The following is a 15,553-nucleotide window of genomic DNA, read 5'->3' on the forward strand; positions in this document are numbered from 1 at the left end:
CTAATGCAACAGTGTTAGGATGGTCAACGGACGAAATTGACGGTATCAAGCATGGTAGACAATGTTTTAAGAATTGCCACACGGCAAAGCCCGCTTGCGCTCTGGCAGGCACATTATGTAAAGGCGCGCCTTGAAGCGAGCCATCCGGGGTTAGCCGTTGAGCTGGTGCCGATGGTGACGCGCGGCGATGTGATCCTCGACACGCCGCTGGCGAAAGTGGGCGGTAAAGGTCTGTTCGTGAAAGAGCTTGAACGGGCGCTGCTCGACAATCACGCCGATATCGCTGTGCACTCAATGAAAGATGTCCCGGTCGACTTTCCCGATGGACTCGGTCTGGTGACGATTTGCGAACGCGACGATCCGCGCGACGCCTTTGTCTCTAACCGTTATAAGTCTCTGGACGAACTGCCCGCTGGCAGTATTGTCGGCACCTCCAGTTTACGCCGCCAGTGTCAGTTGGCTGCGCTGCGCCCCGATCTGGTGATCCGCTCGCTGCGCGGCAACGTTGGCACCCGCCTGAGCAAGCTCGATAACGGCGAATACGATGCGATTATCCTCGCCGTCGCCGGTCTTAACCGCCTGGGCCTTAGCGATCGTGTACGCTGGGCGCTGCCGCCGGAAATCTCACTCCCGGCCGTAGGCCAGGGCGCGGTGGGCGTTGAGTGCCGTCTTGACGATGCGCGTACCCGTGCGCTGCTGCAGCCGCTGAATCATGATGAGACCGCAATCCGCGTTAAAGCCGAGCGGGCGATGAACACCCGTCTTGAAGGCGGCTGCCAGGTGCCAATCGGCAGCTATGCTGAATTGATTAACGGCGAACTCTGGTTGCGCGGGCTGGTTGGCGCGCCGGATGGTTCGACGATGATACGCGGCGAGCGTCGCGGCCAACCGGAAGATGCGCTAAAGATGGGCATCTCGCTGGCAGAAGAGCTGCTGGATAACGGCGCGCGCGCCATTCTTGCTGATATTTACAACGGAGAAGCCCCCGCATGAGTATCCTGGTCACCCGTCCCTCTCCCTCCGGGGAAGAGTTAGTGAGCCGACTGCGCACACTGGGTTTGGTGGCCTGGAGCTTTCCGTTGATTGAATTCACGCCGGGTCGTGAGCTGCCTTTATTACCTGGGCTGCTTGCCAGGCTCGGCGCGAATGACCTCGCGTTTGTGCTGTCACAGCACGCTGTCTCCTTCGCGCATGCCCATTTGCAGCAGGCTGGCCTCTCCTTCCCAACGGAACCGGCCTGGTTTGCTATCGGGCGTACCACCGCGCTCGCACTACATACGGTAAGCGGCATTGATGTGCGCTACCCTCACGACCGGGAAATCAGCGAAGTGTTGCTACAATTACCTGAATTGCAAGATGTTCAGGGCAAGCATGCGCTAATCTTACGGGGCAACGGCGGGCGCGAACTGTTGGCGGAAACGTTAACTGAGCGCGGCGCGAATGTTGAATTTTGCGAGTGTTATCAACGCAGTGCAAAATTTTATGACGGTGCAGAAGAAGCGATGCGCTGGCATACGCGGGGTGTCTCAACGCTGGTGGTCACCAGCGGCGAAATGCTGCAGCAGCTTTTTTCACTTATTCCTCCCTGGTATCGGGAGAACTGGTTACTTCGCTGCCGCCTGGTGGTGGTAAGCGAACGTCTGGCGAACCTTGCCCGGGAACTGGGCTGGCAAGAGATTCAGGTCGCTGACAATGCCGACAACGATGCGCTGCTTCGCGCATTACAATAACTCTCATAATGGGAAGCCATAATGACGGAACACGAAAACTCCTCCGCCGTGGTTGAAGAGACCAAAGCGGCTGACGGCGTAACGCCGCCGCCGGAGAAAGCAGAGAAGAAGAGACGCGCTAACAGGACCAGCCTCGCGCTAAGCGCGATCGCCATCGCTATTGCGCTGGCATCGGGCGCCGGGCTTTATGGCTGGGTGAAGCATCAAAATAAAACCCTGCAGACCAGCAATGGCGAAATCGCCGACCAACTGATCGCGCTACAACAGACGCAGGATAAGCAGCGTACTGAGCTGGAAGGGATGATTAAACAGCAGGCTGATGCGCTGGCGGCAGAAAAACGCCAAAGCGAAGCGCTGGCGAAGCAGCTTGATGAAGTTCAGCAGAAAGTCGCGACCATCTCCGGCTCCGATGCCAAAACCTGGCAGCTGGCGCAGGCTGATTTCCTCGTCAAACTGGCGGGCCGTAAGCTGTGGAGCGATCAGGATGTCACCACCGCGGCCGCGCTGCTGAAAAGCGCTGACGCCAGCCTTGCGGATATGAACGATCCGAGCCTGATTACTGCGCGTCGTGCCATTACCGACGATATCGCCAGCCTCTCCTCCGTGACGCAGGTCGATTATGACGGGGCCATTCTCAAGCTGAACCAGCTCTCCAACCAGATCGATAACCTGCGACTCGCCGACAATAACGACGACGATTCGCCGATGGATTCTGACAGCGGCGAGCTCTCAAGCTCCATCAGCGAGTGGCGCGTTAACCTGCAAAAAAGCTGGCGCAACTTTATGGACAGCTTTATTACCATTCGCCGCCGCGATGAGACCGCCGTGCCGCTGTTAGCGCCGAATCAGGATGTCTATCTGCGTGAGAACATCCGCTCGCGCCTGCTGGTTGCGGCGCAGGCCGTTCCGCGTCATCAGGAAGAGACCTACAAACAGGCGCTGGATAACGTGTCGACGTGGGTTCGCGCCTACTACGATACGGACGATGCGGCCACCAAAGCGTTTCTCGAAGAGGTGGATAAGCTCGGCCAGCAATCTATCGCCATGGAGCTGCCTGAATCGCTCCAGAGTCAGCCGATTCTGGAAAAATTGATGCAGACCCGCGTGCGCAACCTGCTCGCGCAGCCCGCTGTGCCGTCTGAACAGGCGCCCGCCGCGCCCGCCGATGCAGCGCAGGGAGAATAATCATGCTGAAAGTATTATTGCTCTTTGCACTGCTTCTCGCCGGAATCGTGCTTGGCCCGATGCTCGCCGGGCATCAGGGTTATGTGCTGATCCAGACCGATAACTACAACATTGAAACCAGCGTCACGGGTCTGGCGATCATGCTGGTGCTGACGCTGGTGGTCTTCTTTGCACTGGAGTGGCTGCTGCGTCGGATCTTCCGTACCGGCGCGCATACCCGCGGCTGGTTTATGGGCCGTAAGCGTCGTCGCGCGCGCAAGCAGACAGAACAGGCGTTGCTGAAGCTGGCGGAAGGCGATTATCAGCAGGTTGAGAAGCTGATGTCGAAAAATGCCGATCACGCGGAACAACCGCTGGTTAACTATCTGCTGGCAGCGGAAGCCGCCCAGCAGCGCGGCGATGAAATGCGTGCTAACCAGCACCTTCAGCGTGCCGCCGAGCTGGCAGAGAATGACCCGATCCCGGTCGAGATCACCCGCGTTCGTCTGCAACTGGCGCGCAATGAGAATCATGCTGCGCGTCACGGCGTCGATAAACTGTTGGAGATCGCGCCACGCCATCCGGAAGTGCTGCGTCTGGCGGAACAGGCCTATATTCGCACCGGTGCGTGGACGTCGCTGCTCGACATCATTCCTTCGATGGCGAAAGCTAACGTTGGCGATGAAGAGCACCGCGACATGCTGCAACAGCAGGCGTGGATCGGCATTATGGATCAGGCGCGCGCCGATCAGGGCAGCGATGGTCTGAAGGGCTGGTGGAAGAATCAGAGCCGTAAAACGCGTCACCAGGTGGCGTTGCAGGTGGCAATGGCGGAGCACTTAATTGAGTGTGACGATCATGACACCGCGCAGGAGATCATCCTCGACGGCCTGAAGCGGCAGTATGACGATCGTCTGGTGCTGGTGATCCCCCGTCTGAAGACCAATAACCCGGAACAGGTTGAAAAAGTGCTGCGCCAGCAGATCAAAACGCAGGGCGATCGCCCGCTGCTGTGGAGCACGCTCGGTCAGTCGCTGATGAAACATGGTGAGTGGCAAGAAGCGACGATTGCATTCCGCGCTGCGCTGAAACAGCGCCCGGATGCGTTTGATTACGCCTGGCTCGCAGACTGTCTCGACCGCCTGCGCCAGCCTGAAGAGGCCGCAACGATGCGTCGCGACGGCCTGCTGTTAACGCTGCAAAACAACCCGCCTGCTTAGCCCTTCTCTTCGCGTTACAGAGCTGCTCTGTCGCGCGAAGCTTCATTTGTCCCGCCATAAAAAAACGCCTGTCAGCATACACTGACAGGCGTTAAAACAGGTCTTTGACAACTAATGGGTGCTTCACTCAACGTTATGCCCATGGTGTTTGATGAGGCCGAAGCGACATCTCTCGGTGGACGATAAGCACCATAAAACGGCTCTGCGTCATTCCTGGGTTTATGAGGCCAGAAGGCGAACATAAGAGATGGAATGAGCATCTACGCCAGTATTATTGCACATAGCGTGCCAACCCCGCATTAAGAAATGTTACATCACGCAACCTTTTAAGAAACCTCTATATTTAGGCAGCTGGCGGTAAAAGCGTCCCTTGCCACGCCTCGCCGCAGACGCAATCTGTCGCTGTGGGACGACATATCTACGCCATTTTAGGTAAAGCTATTTTAATCAAAAGGTTACGTGTAGCTGATAGGCGACAACACGAGATAAGAATGTCGCTGAAGAACAACAGAGGAAAATGAGGAAAACCTGAACCGCAGAAAACAAAAAACCCCGCTTACGCGGGGTTCAAAATTGGTCGGCGAGAGAGGATTCGAACCTCCGACCCACTGGTCCCAAACCAGTTGCGCTACCAAGCTGCGCTACTCGCCGTTTTTACTGCTTTTTGACTTTTTTGTTCAATCAAAGTTGTGGTGCGAGGGGGGGGACTTGAACCCCCACGTCCGTAAGGACACTAACACCTGAAGCTAGCGCGTCTACCAATTCCGCCACCTTCGCATCGCCACGAAACTTTTTACTGCTAAATAATGGGGTGGCTAATGGGACTCGAACCCACGACAACTGGAATCACAATCCAGGGCTCTACCAACTGAGCTATAGCCACCACTGTAAATCTGTTCACGCGGTATCGTGATAATTCACGAACCACCGCAGCTCAAGCGCCGGGTTAAAATGGCGCGCCCGACAGGATTCGAACCTGAGACCTCTGCCTCCGGAGGGCAGCGCTCTATCCAGCTGAGCTACGGGCGCGTAGCGCCGTTGCGGGGGTGGATAGTACGGACTTCGGGGGCAGCTGTCTAGTGCTTTTTTGAAGAAAAATGCGCGTTTGGTTATGCTTTGCGCACTTTGTCTCTTATTCACCCACCCGAGGCGTTGCCGCACGGCGATCGAAGCCAAATAGCTTATATACCAGCGTCACGGCAGCCAGGAAGATCACGCCGACAAACAGCGACATACGGGTGTCTTCATTGAATCCCATGCCAATCAGCACGCAGACGAGGAAGGCCATGGTAAGCCAGTTCGCCCATGGGAACAGCATCGAACGGAACGGATGGCTGGCAATCGCCTCTTTGTGAACCTTGCGAAAACGCAGCTGGCTAATCAGGATCACGAACCACGGCACCATGCCCGGCAGCACGCTGGCGCTATAGACATAGACAAACACGCGCTGCGGGTTAGGAATGATGTAGTTCAGGCATGAACCGATGAGCAGGATGATAATCGAGATAGTCACGCCCACCGCCGGCACGCCGTTTTTCGAGACTTTGGCAACCGCTGCCGGTAACTGGCGGTTCTTCGCCAGCGCATAGAGCATACGGCCACAGCTGTACATGCCGCTGTTACAGCCGGAGAGCGCCGCAGTCAGCACAACAAAGTTGATGATGCCTGCCGCCGCGGTAATACCGATTTTCGCGAAGGTCAGGACGAACGGGCTACCGTTAGTACCAATTTCATTCCACGGGAAGATGGTGACGATAACGAAGATTGCGCCGACATAGAAAATCAGGATGCGCCACAGCACCTTGCTTACCGCACTGCGCAGCGTCACCTGCGGGTTTTTCGCTTCACCCGCGGTAATACCGATCAGCTCAACGCCCTGATACGAGGCGACAACAATACAGAGCGCGGTGAGGAACCCTTTCCAGCCGCCGGCGAAGAAGCCGCCGTGCTCGGTAAGATTGCTAAAGCCGATGGAGTGACCGCCATTGCCAAAGCCGAAGAAAATCACGCCCAGGCCCACGATGATCATCACGATGATGGTGGTAACTTTGATCATCGCAAACCAGAACTCAATCTCGCCATACAGGCGCACCGCCGCAAGGTTCGCCAGCGCCACCAGCCCAACGGCAATCAGTGCCGGTATCCACTGGGCGAGATCCGGGAACCAGAACTGGACATAGACGCCAATGGCGGTGATTTCCGAAATCCCCACCGCCATCCACATAAACCAGTAGGACCAGGCGGTGAGATAACCAAAGAAGGGGCTCATGTAACGATGAGCGTAGACGGCGAACGACCCGGCGACCGGTTCAAGGAAGAGCATTTCGCCCATCGAACGCATAATAAAGAAGACGAAAAGTCCGGCAATGATATAGGCCAGCAGAACTGACGGGCCAGCCCACTTCAGGGTGCTGGCAGCGCCCATAAACAGGCCAACGCCGATGGTGCCGCCAAGGGCAATTAATTCAATGTGACGAGACTCCAGCCCACGCTGAAGTTCGGGTTGTTTTTCGGCCATAAATCCTCTGTTGTATTTGCTTCTTGCTTCGCCCGCATCGCGGGTTATTGTTATGAGTTTCCCTCATCTCATCGCAGGCGATACTGCTCCGCCCCGCGAAAGGGAGGGCGCAAAATCAGCGCGGCGCTGCAATGAGAGAGCGAATGGTTTCTTAAATCGACGGAAATGGCAAACGATGTGTATAAAAAATCCTGGTAGCGCACAATAAAAGAGCAGCAGGAGAGGGAAAGGCAGCGCATTGCGCCGCCGGAGGGGTTCAGAGTTTTCCGCTGTAGTGCCAGCGTAAATAACGCAGCAGACGGAGCTGGCGCTTCAGGCGCGAAGGCTGCGACAGCAAGCGGTATAGCCACTCAAGGCCGAGGTTCTGCCAGAATTTCGGTGCGCGCTTAACATGTCCGGTAAAGACATCGTAGGTGCCGCCGACGCCCATATAGAGCGCATCCGGACAGACAAGGCGGCAGTCACGCATAAAAATCTCCTGCCGCGGCGAGCCCATTGCGACAGTGACGATCTTCGCCCCGCTGTCACGAATGGCTGCAAACAGCGCCTCGCGCTGCTCGGGTTTGAAGTAGCCATCCTGGCAACCCACAACATTCACCTGCCACTGGTCACGCAGTTTCTGCACGGTCTGCGCCAGCACGTCCGGCTTACCGCCCACCAGGAAGACCGGCGTGCCCGTCTCCCCTGCCCGCGCCATTAACGCTTCCCACAAATCGGCACCCGCCACGCGGGAGACCTGCGCCTGCGGAAACTTTTTGCGTATTGAGCGCACAACGCTGATGCCATCGGCATATTTAAACTCCGCCGCCTCAATCAGGGCGCGAACCTCGGCATCATCTTCCAGCGTCAGCATCTTTTCGGCATTGATTGCCACCAGCGTGCCCTGCTCTACGCGCCCGTCACCGAAAAGATGATCCAGCGCGTGGGGCATATCACGCCAGCCAATCAACTTCAGGCCGCGAAGGTCATACAGCGGTGCCGCCGTCTTATCCGTCATGTTTGATCCTTTTACAACTGGGAGAGCGGTTTGACCGCGCGCGTACCGCGACGCTGTATCAACCCGGCGCTATCGAATAGCCAGTACAGCAGTTTCGCCGCCAGCAGGCAGAAAGCGAAAACGGCGAGGAAGAAGACCACACGAGAGGCGAACGCATCCAGCCCTTCACGCGCCAGCACAATCATGTTGAAGATCGCCCCGAAGCAGAAGCTGTGCAGGATCGCCGCCTTGTAGCGGTTCGTTTCCCGGTTGCCCAGGGCATAAACCCAGTCGAACCATTTGATGATAAGCCCCACCGCTGCCGCGCCCAGCGGAATAAACCACGCGCCGCCCATCACCACTAAGGAGCCAATCAGCGTCGGTGAAATGGCCAGCCCTGAGTGGTTATTCAGCACTTCCCAGGTAAAGTAGTTCGCGGTGTTAAGCACAACACCCGGGCGCGATGGCCACAGCCAGGTGGGGATAAAGACATAGAAATCGCGCACAATTGGCGCCAGCCCCTGAAACTCAATCTTGTCGTAGTTTTGCAGCAGCAAAGCGAGGTTTTCCCACGGCGAGAAGGTATCGCGCGTCAGATAGAGGAAGGTGTAAAACGCTTCATCACCGCGCACATCCAGCCCGTAGCGTTTCAGCGCCAGCCAGAACATGCCGACAATGCCGAGCACGCCCGCCGCCGCCAGCATCCACAACGAGATCCAGCCACGAATAATGCCGATAAACAGGAAGATAGCGAAGGCAATGATGATATTGGCGCGCGTACCGCCAACAATCATGTAGGTCAGCAGGCCAAACGCCACGGTGCTGACCAAAAAGAAGAGCCAGGTCTGGGCATTCTGCCGCAGGAAGTAGACCACCAGCATCGCCGGAATAAAGAAATAGAAGAAGCGCTTCAGCGCTACGCCGGAGACTTCGCTGGAGAAAATCTGGCTATAGGAGTGCAGACGGAAGAGTAAAAACCCGTTGTGCATAAAGAAGATGCCAACGCTCACCAGCGCGATGACCATCAGGATCACCCACGTCAGATGCGCCTCTACCCGGTTAATGGTAAAGAGCGGACGCCGCGGCGTAAGAGAAGACGAAGCGCGCAGCCGCGTTTTATAGGTCACATAGTAGATGCCATAGAAGCAGGCCGCCGCCAGCAGCGTCTGCATCAGGATATCGGGCGGCGCAACGCCGACGTTGAAGCGGAACACCAGCACGCTGGTCAGCGGAAAACCGAAGAAGAAGGTCAGCAAAAAAAGCAGCGAGAAGAAGACGTTAAAGTTAAAACGTACGCGGCGAAATTCGAACCAGGTGAGCGTGCCGATAAACAGCGTCGCCAACAGCCAGATAACAAACAGTCCGCAAAATTCGAGTGGGCTCATCCGTTGATCCCCGCAGCGTTAAGGAGCGCTTTGTGCCACAGCGTTTCGTAATGTGGGCTGAAAAAAGCGATAGCGTTTTTATCCACCGCTAACAGCTGGCGGCGGGCCTCGCGGATCACCGCCTCATCCAGCGCATCGCCGGTAAAGAGAACGGGAATGCCTTCCGCCACCATATCGCGCCAGAAGGGGTTTTCCCTGTTCAGCACACAGGGCACGCCCGCCTGGATCAGCAGGCACATCGTACCGATCCCCTGCTGGCGTGCAAAAATGAAATAGCCCAGATCGCACTGCGCGAGCAGCCCGAGATAGGCATCAAAATCCATTTTCTCATCGAGGATGCGCAGGTTGTCAGCACTGAAAAGCGTCAGCCCGGCGCTGCGTACTGCGGCGATATAAGCATCGTTATTCGCCGGATAGCCCATCGGCACAATGATATTGACCGTATCGCCAAACTGACGGTGGATCGCCTGCAAAGCGGCAATATGCTCATTACTCGCATCGCCGGAGTTGCCGACCAGAATCGTCAGCTTGCCCGTCTGCGGGCGCTCATCCGCCATGTTGTTCAGCGCCGGATCCATACGCGTTGGGAAATAGAGCAGTTCACCAGGCACTTTAGGGTTACGTTCGGCAAACCACGCCAGATCGCCGCGGGTCGCAAAGATGCAGCCTACGCGACGCTGCGCTAAACGGCGCAGCGGATAAAAGAGACGGAATTTCAGGCTGCGGGAGACTTCATACAGATCGGCGCCCCAGGCGTGCCAGTAGAACTGCTCGCGCTTGATAGCCCCTTGCAGCAGTGCCAGCCAGAGATCGAAATTAAACTGACCGTGGAAGAAGAAGCGCTGCTGACGTTGCGCTTTCGCCCGCGCGATGACCGCTTTTGCCAGACTCTTTTTGTCGGGATAAAAATGCAGCGTCAGCGCAGGATAGTGCGCCCGCTGCGACTCGTCACGCCCGACAACCATAAACTCGCGGGCATACTCTCCCGATGCCGCAAGATGGTCGTTAAAGAAGCGCAGCACAGTTTGGTTATGGTGTGGGATATCCGATCCCAGTATGTGAATCAGTGCAGTCATGCCTTTTTACGCCAAATCAAAAAAACGCCGCAACAAACAGCGAAATAGATAATGTAGGTGGCCATATAGGCCTGCGCTGCGCCCGCCGCGCCGTGCGCCGGAATAAGCCAGCGCGCGAAGAGCGTCAGCAGCGCAAACTGGCTTATTTCAGCCAGTATATAGAATCGCAGCGAGGCCTTCGCGATGACTAAATAGCCAAAGACGTAAGCCCCCACTTTCAATACATCCCCGACCAGCTGCCAGGCGAAGAGATCGCGCATGGCGATAAACTTCTCAGAAAAGAGCAGCCAGATCGCCACATCGCGCAGCAGCCAGACGCCGAGGCTCACCGCCGCCACGGCGGGAAGAACAAAGCGCAGTGACCTGCCGATTTCACGCGAGATCTCCTGCTTCGTCACCAGTCGCGACAATGTCGGTAACAGATAGACGCTAAACGAGGCGGTAATAAACTGCAGGTAAGCATCCGATATCGTGCTTACACCCTGCCAGATCCCCACATCATCCCAGCTGTAGTGGGCAGCAAGCTGGTTTCGCATCATCACGTAAGCCAGCGGCATCGTAAATGAGGTGATGAGCGCCATCAGGGTAAATTTACCCAGCTGACCTGCCAGCACACGATCCCACTGCGGCCTAAAGAAACGCAGCGGTATCGCTTTGCTTCTCAGCAGCATCGCCATCGCCGGGATAACCACCAGCGCAGGCACCAGTGCCAGCCCCAGCAGCGCACCCTGATAGCCGCCAATGCGGTAACAGAGATACCAGGCCAGCACGCCAATGAGGCTGCCGATAATCAGCGACAGCGCATTCCCCGCCGCATCGCGGAACCCCTTCATTACCGCCAGCAACAGGTTGGCCCAGGCGATGCCCATCTGCACCAACGCGACTAAGCGCACAAGCCCCTGATAGTGGGTATGACCAAACAGCCCCTGGCTGATGGGCGCGGCAGCGAGCAGGAACAGCAGCGCCAGCAGGGTTGAGAAGCCGAGCACCATCGCCGAGGAGGTACCGACAACCACGCGCAGACGCGCGGGATCGTCATGAGACTGCGCCACAAACTTCGTGACGCCATTAAAAATCCCCGCGCCCGCCAGCACGCCAAGCACGGTAATCAGCTGGCGAAAGTTACCCGCCTGTCCGACGCCGGATGGCCCGAACGCCATCGCCAGCAGTTTAACCACCAGCAGTCCCGCGCCGATTTTGACCAGCGTGCTTGCGGCAGTCCAGAGCGATGCTTTTGCCAGCGACATATCAGCTGAAGTAGCTCAGAAGCGTGCTGATCACCGTCCGCTGATTGACCGACGCCAGGTTGTAGAAGAGCGGCAGGCGAAGCAACCGCTCACTCTCTTGCGTGGTATAGCGGTCTTCGCCGTGGAAGGTACCGAACTTCTCGCCGGCTGGCGAGGCGTGCAGCGGGATATAGTGGAACACCGCCATAATCTCCGCTTCCTTCAGGAAGGCAATCAGCTTGCTGCGATCCGCTTCGTCGCGCAGCTTAATATAAAACATGTGCGCATTGTGGCTACACTCTGCCGGAATCGAGGGCAGTTCAATGCGCCCGGTTTTTGCCAGCGGGGAGAGCGCATCATAGTAGTTTTGCCACAAGGCCAGCCGCTGCTGGTTAATGCGCTCGGCTGACTCCAGCTGTGCCCACAGGTAGGCGGCCTGCAAATCGGCCATCAAATAGCTGGAGCCGATATCACGCCAGGTGTACTTATCCACCTGCCCGCGGAAGAACTGGCTGCGATTGGTGCCCTTTTCGCGAATCACCTCTGCGCGTTCAACCAGCGCGCGATCGTTAATTAGCGTCGCGCCGCCTTCACCGCCCGCAGTGTAGTTTTTGGTTTCGTGAAAACTGAAGCAGCCAATATGGCCGATGGTGCCTAATGCCCGTCCTTTGTAGGTCGACATCACGCCCTGCGCGGCATCTTCCACCACCAACAGCTTATGCTTTTGCGCGATCGCCATGATGGTGTCCATTTCACAGGCAACGCCCGCATAATGCACCGGCACAATCGCGCGCGTCTTATCGGTGATCGCCGCTTCAATCCGCGTCTCATCGATGTTCATCGTATCCGGGCGGATATCAACGAAGACGATCTTCGCCCCACGCAGCACAAAGGCGTTGGCGGTGGAGACGAAGGTGTAGCTCGGCATAATCACTTCATCGCCAGGCTGGATATCCAGCAGCAGCGCGGCCATCTCCAGCGATGCGGTGCATGAAGGCGTCAGCAGGACTTTGGCGCTGCGAAAACGCTGCTCCATCCACTGCTGGCAGCGGCGGGTAAAACCGCCGTCGCCGCATAATTTCCCGCTGCCCATTGCCGACTGCATGTAGTCAATTTCCGTTCCTACTACCGGTGGTGCATTGAAAGGGATCATAGCGTTACCTGTATAGCCATAAGGCGGTGCTTTCTACGTTCGCGCCGCTCTGAATATATCGTTTAAGTGCGGCAGTATTCCCAAGCTGGGTCGCCACACGCACGTGCGTTAACTGCCGCGCTCGCGCCCACTGGCACGCCGCCTGCATCAATTTCTCGCCCATACCGCGTCCGCCCAGCAGGCCAATACGCGCCTCGTGCTCATTAAGCTGGCGAAGAGAGACAAAACCGCTGATGGCATCCTCCTGCGCGCGGAAAATCAGACACTGGTGGTCGAAAAGACCCTTTACCGCGTTTTCAATCCACTGCGCGTAGAAACGACCGCTCGCCTCAGGCGCATACCAGGGCGCGCGAAAGCGGCTCTGGACAAACATCTCTGCCGCCATCTGACGAAGCGCGGGAATATCGCTTTCATCTGCCACAGTGGCGACCGGATCGATACCCTGTGCGGCAACCGGCAGTCGCAAATCGATCTCACCTTCGACCAGTTGAAAACCCAGCTGTTGCAGGGCATCAAGCTGATGGGTTTGCGCGGCGGGCAATTTCACCTGCAGGCGTTCCCACTGTGCAAAATCTGCGCCAGTAAGCGCGGGTGCGGAAGGATTCAGACGAATAATCGCGCTGCGCAGACCAAAAAAAGCGCTTTCCCATACCAGCTCATCTATCGTGCCATGCACCGCCATGCTAAATCCTTAGCGCCAGACGCCTTTGGTATCGACGATCCACGGCTGCGAAATGGTGGCGGCATCGACCGCTTTAAACTGCTTATGGTCGACCAGCATCACCAGCACATCGGCCTGCGCCAGCGCATCCTGGGTGTTGACCAGCGTGCTGTGCCCGGCCATTTTCTCCGGCAGCGTGTCGATATTCGGTTCGACGACCAGCGTCTGGCCGTTGTGCCACTGGGCGATGTCATGCGCGATCTCCATCGCCGGGCTTTCACGTAGATCGTCAATGTTCGGTTTAAACGCCAGCCCGAAGCAGGCGATTTTAACCTCGCTGGCGCGCTTGCCGCTCGCAGTGAGGCAATCGGCGACGGTGGCTTTCACCTGGTTCAGCACCCAGTGCGGTTTGTGATCGTTCACTTCACGCGCGGTACGGATAAGCCTTGCCTGATCGGGGTTCTGCGCCACGATAAACCACGGATCGACCGCGATACAGTGGCCGCCGACGCCAGGGCCGGGCTGCAGAATATTGACGCGCGGATGGCGATTCGCCAGGCGGATCAGCTCCCAGACGTTGATCCCCTGATCGGCACAAATCAGCGACAGTTCGTTGGCAAAAGCGATGTTAACGTCGCGGAAGCTGTTTTCTGTCAGCTTGCACATCTCGGCAGTGCGGGCGTTAGTCACTACGCACTCGCCTTCAAGGAAGATTTTATAAAGCTCGCTGGCGCGGGCAGAACACTTGGGTGTCATGCCGCCAATCACGCGGTCATTTTTAATCAGTTCGACCATCACCTGCCCCGGCAGCACGCGCTCCGGGCAGTAGGCGATATTCACGTCCGCCTGCTCGCCAGCCTGCTGAGGGAAGGTGAGATCCGGGCGCGCCTCGGCGAGCCACTGCGCCATCTGCTCCGTCGCGCCAACCGGTGAGGTGGATTCGAGGATCACTAGCGCGCCTTTATGCAGCGCGGGTGCAATGGATTTTGCAGCCGCTTCAACGTAGGCCATATCCGGCTCGTGATCGCCCTTAAACGGTGTTGGCACCGCAATCAGGTAGGCGTCTGCCGCAACAGGCGTGGTGCTGGCGCGCAGGTAACCGCCCTCCACCGCCGCTTTTACTACGCTATCCAGTTCCGGCTCAACGATGTGGATCTCGCCACGGTTAATGGTCTCCACCGCACGCGCGTTGATGTCCACCCCTACGACCTGCTTCTGCCGGGAGGCAAAAGCCGCTGCGGTAGGCAGGCCAATGTAGCCGAGGCCAATCACGGAAATGGTTGTAAAGCTCATAGTGTTACCTGATTGTGTTTAAGTGCGTGCAAAATTCGGCCACAAGCCTGCCCATCCCCGTAAGGGTTGTGCGCGCGGCTCATGGTCTGCCATGCTTCATTGTCATTAAGCAGGAGCGTGACCTCATCGACGATGCGCTGGCGATCGGTGCCTACCAGTTTTACGGTTCCGGCATCGACGGCCTCTGGCCGCTCGGTCGTGTCACGCATCACCAGCACCGGTTTACCCAGTGAAGGCGCCTCCTCCTGAATGCCGCCGGAGTCCGTCAGGATCAGCCAGGCGTGGTTCATCAACCACATGAAGGGTAAATAATCCTGCGGCTCAATCAAAAAAACGTTCTCAACCGGCCCGAGAGTGCGGTTTACCGGCTCGCTGACATTAGGATTGAGGTGCACGGGATAGACAATCTGGACATCATCATTCTGGGCAGCAATATCCGCCAGCGCGTGACAAATCTGTTCGAAGCCCTGGCCGAAGCTCTCCCGGCGGTGGCCGGTTACCAGCACCAGTTTTTTCTGTGCATCAAGGAAAGGGTAGCGGGCTGCCAGCGCCTCATATTGCGCGGGGTTGTTCATCACGCTATCGCGTACCCAGAAGAGCGCATCAATCACCGTATTGCCGGTAACAAAAATGCGCTCATCGTCGACGTTTTCCCGGCGTAAATTGTGCCGGGAGTTCTCCGTCGGCGCGAAGTGGTACATCGCCAGATGACCCGTAAGCGTGCGGTTAGCCTCTTCCGGCCAGGGTGATGACAGATCGCCGGTACGCAGACCTGCCTCCACATGCCCTACGGGTATGCGTTGATAAAACGCGGCGAGGCTTGCAGCAATGGTGGTAGTGGTATCGCCGTGAACCAACACGACATCCGGGCGGAACGCTTCAAGAATGGGTTTTAATCCCTGCAAAATACCGCAGGTAATTTCGGTTAGCCCCTGCCCGGGACGCATAATATTTAGATCGTAATCCGGGACGATAGAGAAGAGGTTCAGCACCTGATCGAGCATCTCCCGATGCTGTGCAGTGACGCAAACTCTTGCCTCAAAGTCAGGATCCTTTGCCAGCGCATGAACCAGCGGTGCCATTTTTATGGCTTCTGGTCGCGTGCCGAATACGGTCAGTACTTTCACAACGATTCTCTTTAATTAGAGGAT

At 57.2% G+C, this 15,553-nt stretch carries 13 protein-coding genes and 4 tRNA genes; 4 read left to right on the plus strand and 13 right to left on the minus strand.

Annotated elements, in window-relative coordinates; genetic code table 11:
• The first annotated feature begins 51 nt into the window (after window positions 1–51).
• The 4 genes from hemC to hemY are packed head-to-tail and all read left to right on the plus strand — an operon-like array spanning window position 52 to window position 4,114.
• The gene (gene hemC / locus BWI95_RS22800; protein WP_054803676.1) at window positions 52–993 is read left to right on the plus strand and encodes a hydroxymethylbilane synthase; all 942 of its coding nucleotides are present in this window, start codon (window positions 52–54) and stop codon (window positions 991–993) included.
• Window positions 990–1,730: a uroporphyrinogen-III synthase gene (hemD, locus tag BWI95_RS22805; protein WP_076770424.1), complete on the plus strand. Its 741-nt coding sequence runs from the start codon at window positions 990–992 to the stop codon at window positions 1,728–1,730. Before hemC ends, hemD begins: the two co-directional genes overlap by 4 nt.
• Window positions 1,731–1,751: 21 nt before the next feature.
• Window positions 1,752–2,915 carry a uroporphyrinogen-III C-methyltransferase gene (gene hemX, locus BWI95_RS22810; RefSeq protein WP_054803677.1) on the plus strand — a complete coding sequence of 388 codons (1,164 nt, stop codon included), beginning with the start codon at window positions 1,752–1,754 and terminating at the stop codon, window positions 2,913–2,915.
• Window positions 2,916–2,917: 2 nt separating this feature from the next.
• A complete protein-coding gene (gene hemY / locus BWI95_RS22815; RefSeq protein ID WP_042713026.1) occupies window positions 2,918–4,114 on the plus strand; it encodes a protoheme IX biogenesis protein HemY in 1,197 nt (398 codons plus the stop codon).
• 574 nt (window positions 4,115–4,688) lie between these two features.
• Here the strand turns inward: hemY and BWI95_RS22820 are convergent.
• From BWI95_RS22820 to wecB, 13 genes are all read right to left on the minus strand, one after another.
• Window positions 4,689–4,765: transfer RNA gene (locus BWI95_RS22820), tRNA-Pro, on the minus strand.
• Between the two features lie 39 nt (window positions 4,766–4,804).
• Window positions 4,805–4,891, minus strand: a tRNA-Leu gene (locus BWI95_RS22825).
• Between the two features lie 30 nt (window positions 4,892–4,921).
• Window positions 4,922–4,997, minus strand: a tRNA-His gene (locus BWI95_RS22830).
• 69 nt (window positions 4,998–5,066) lie between these two features.
• A tRNA-Arg gene (locus BWI95_RS22835) sits at window positions 5,067–5,143 on the minus strand.
• Window positions 5,144–5,246: 103 nt separating this feature from the next.
• A complete protein-coding gene (gene thrP, locus BWI95_RS22840; protein WP_023479594.1) occupies window positions 5,247–6,632 on the minus strand; it encodes a bifunctional threonine/serine APC transporter ThrP in 1,386 nt (461 codons plus the stop codon).
• A gap of 256 nt (window positions 6,633–6,888) precedes the next feature.
• Complete coding sequence (gene wecG / locus BWI95_RS22845; RefSeq protein WP_076770425.1) at window positions 6,889–7,629, minus strand: lipopolysaccharide N-acetylmannosaminouronosyltransferase; 741 nt, start codon at window positions 7,627–7,629, stop codon at window positions 6,889–6,891.
• Window positions 7,630–7,640: 11 nt separating this feature from the next.
• Window positions 7,641–8,993 carry an ECA oligosaccharide polymerase gene (wzyE, locus tag BWI95_RS22850; protein ID WP_054803678.1) on the minus strand — a complete coding sequence of 451 codons (1,353 nt, stop codon included), beginning with the start codon at window positions 8,991–8,993 and terminating at the stop codon, window positions 7,641–7,643.
• Window positions 8,990–10,069, minus strand: a complete 1,080-nt coding sequence (locus BWI95_RS22855; RefSeq protein ID WP_076770426.1) for a TDP-N-acetylfucosamine:lipid II N-acetylfucosaminyltransferase — start codon at window positions 10,067–10,069, stop codon at window positions 8,990–8,992. Before BWI95_RS22855 ends, wzyE begins: the two co-directional genes overlap by 4 nt.
• Window positions 10,066–11,316, minus strand: a complete 1,251-nt coding sequence (gene wzxE / locus BWI95_RS22860; RefSeq protein WP_076770427.1) for a lipid III flippase WzxE — start codon at window positions 11,314–11,316, stop codon at window positions 10,066–10,068. Before wzxE ends, BWI95_RS22855 begins: the two co-directional genes overlap by 4 nt.
• A 1-nt stretch (window position 11,317) precedes the next feature.
• Window positions 11,318–12,448, minus strand: a complete 1,131-nt coding sequence (rffA, locus tag BWI95_RS22865; protein WP_054803679.1) for a dTDP-4-amino-4,6-dideoxygalactose transaminase — start codon at window positions 12,446–12,448, stop codon at window positions 11,318–11,320.
• A gap of 4 nt (window positions 12,449–12,452) precedes the next feature.
• Complete coding sequence (gene rffC, locus BWI95_RS22870; protein ID WP_076770428.1) at window positions 12,453–13,130, minus strand: dTDP-4-amino-4,6-dideoxy-D-galactose acyltransferase; 678 nt, start codon at window positions 13,128–13,130, stop codon at window positions 12,453–12,455.
• 9 nt (window positions 13,131–13,139) lie between these two features.
• Window positions 13,140–14,402 carry a UDP-N-acetyl-D-mannosamine dehydrogenase gene (gene wecC, locus BWI95_RS22875; RefSeq protein WP_076770429.1) on the minus strand — a complete coding sequence of 421 codons (1,263 nt, stop codon included), beginning with the start codon at window positions 14,400–14,402 and terminating at the stop codon, window positions 13,140–13,142.
• Window positions 14,399–15,529, minus strand: a complete 1,131-nt coding sequence (gene wecB, locus BWI95_RS22880; RefSeq protein WP_076770430.1) for a non-hydrolyzing UDP-N-acetylglucosamine 2-epimerase — start codon at window positions 15,527–15,529, stop codon at window positions 14,399–14,401. The genes wecC and wecB overlap by 4 nt, the downstream gene beginning before the upstream one ends.
• Between the last annotated feature and the right edge of the window lie 24 nt (window positions 15,530–15,553).

The organism is Kosakonia cowanii JCM 10956 = DSM 18146 (genome assembly GCF_001975225.1).
In the GTDB taxonomy this organism is placed as follows: domain Bacteria; phylum Pseudomonadota; class Gammaproteobacteria; order Enterobacterales; family Enterobacteriaceae; genus Kosakonia; species Kosakonia cowanii.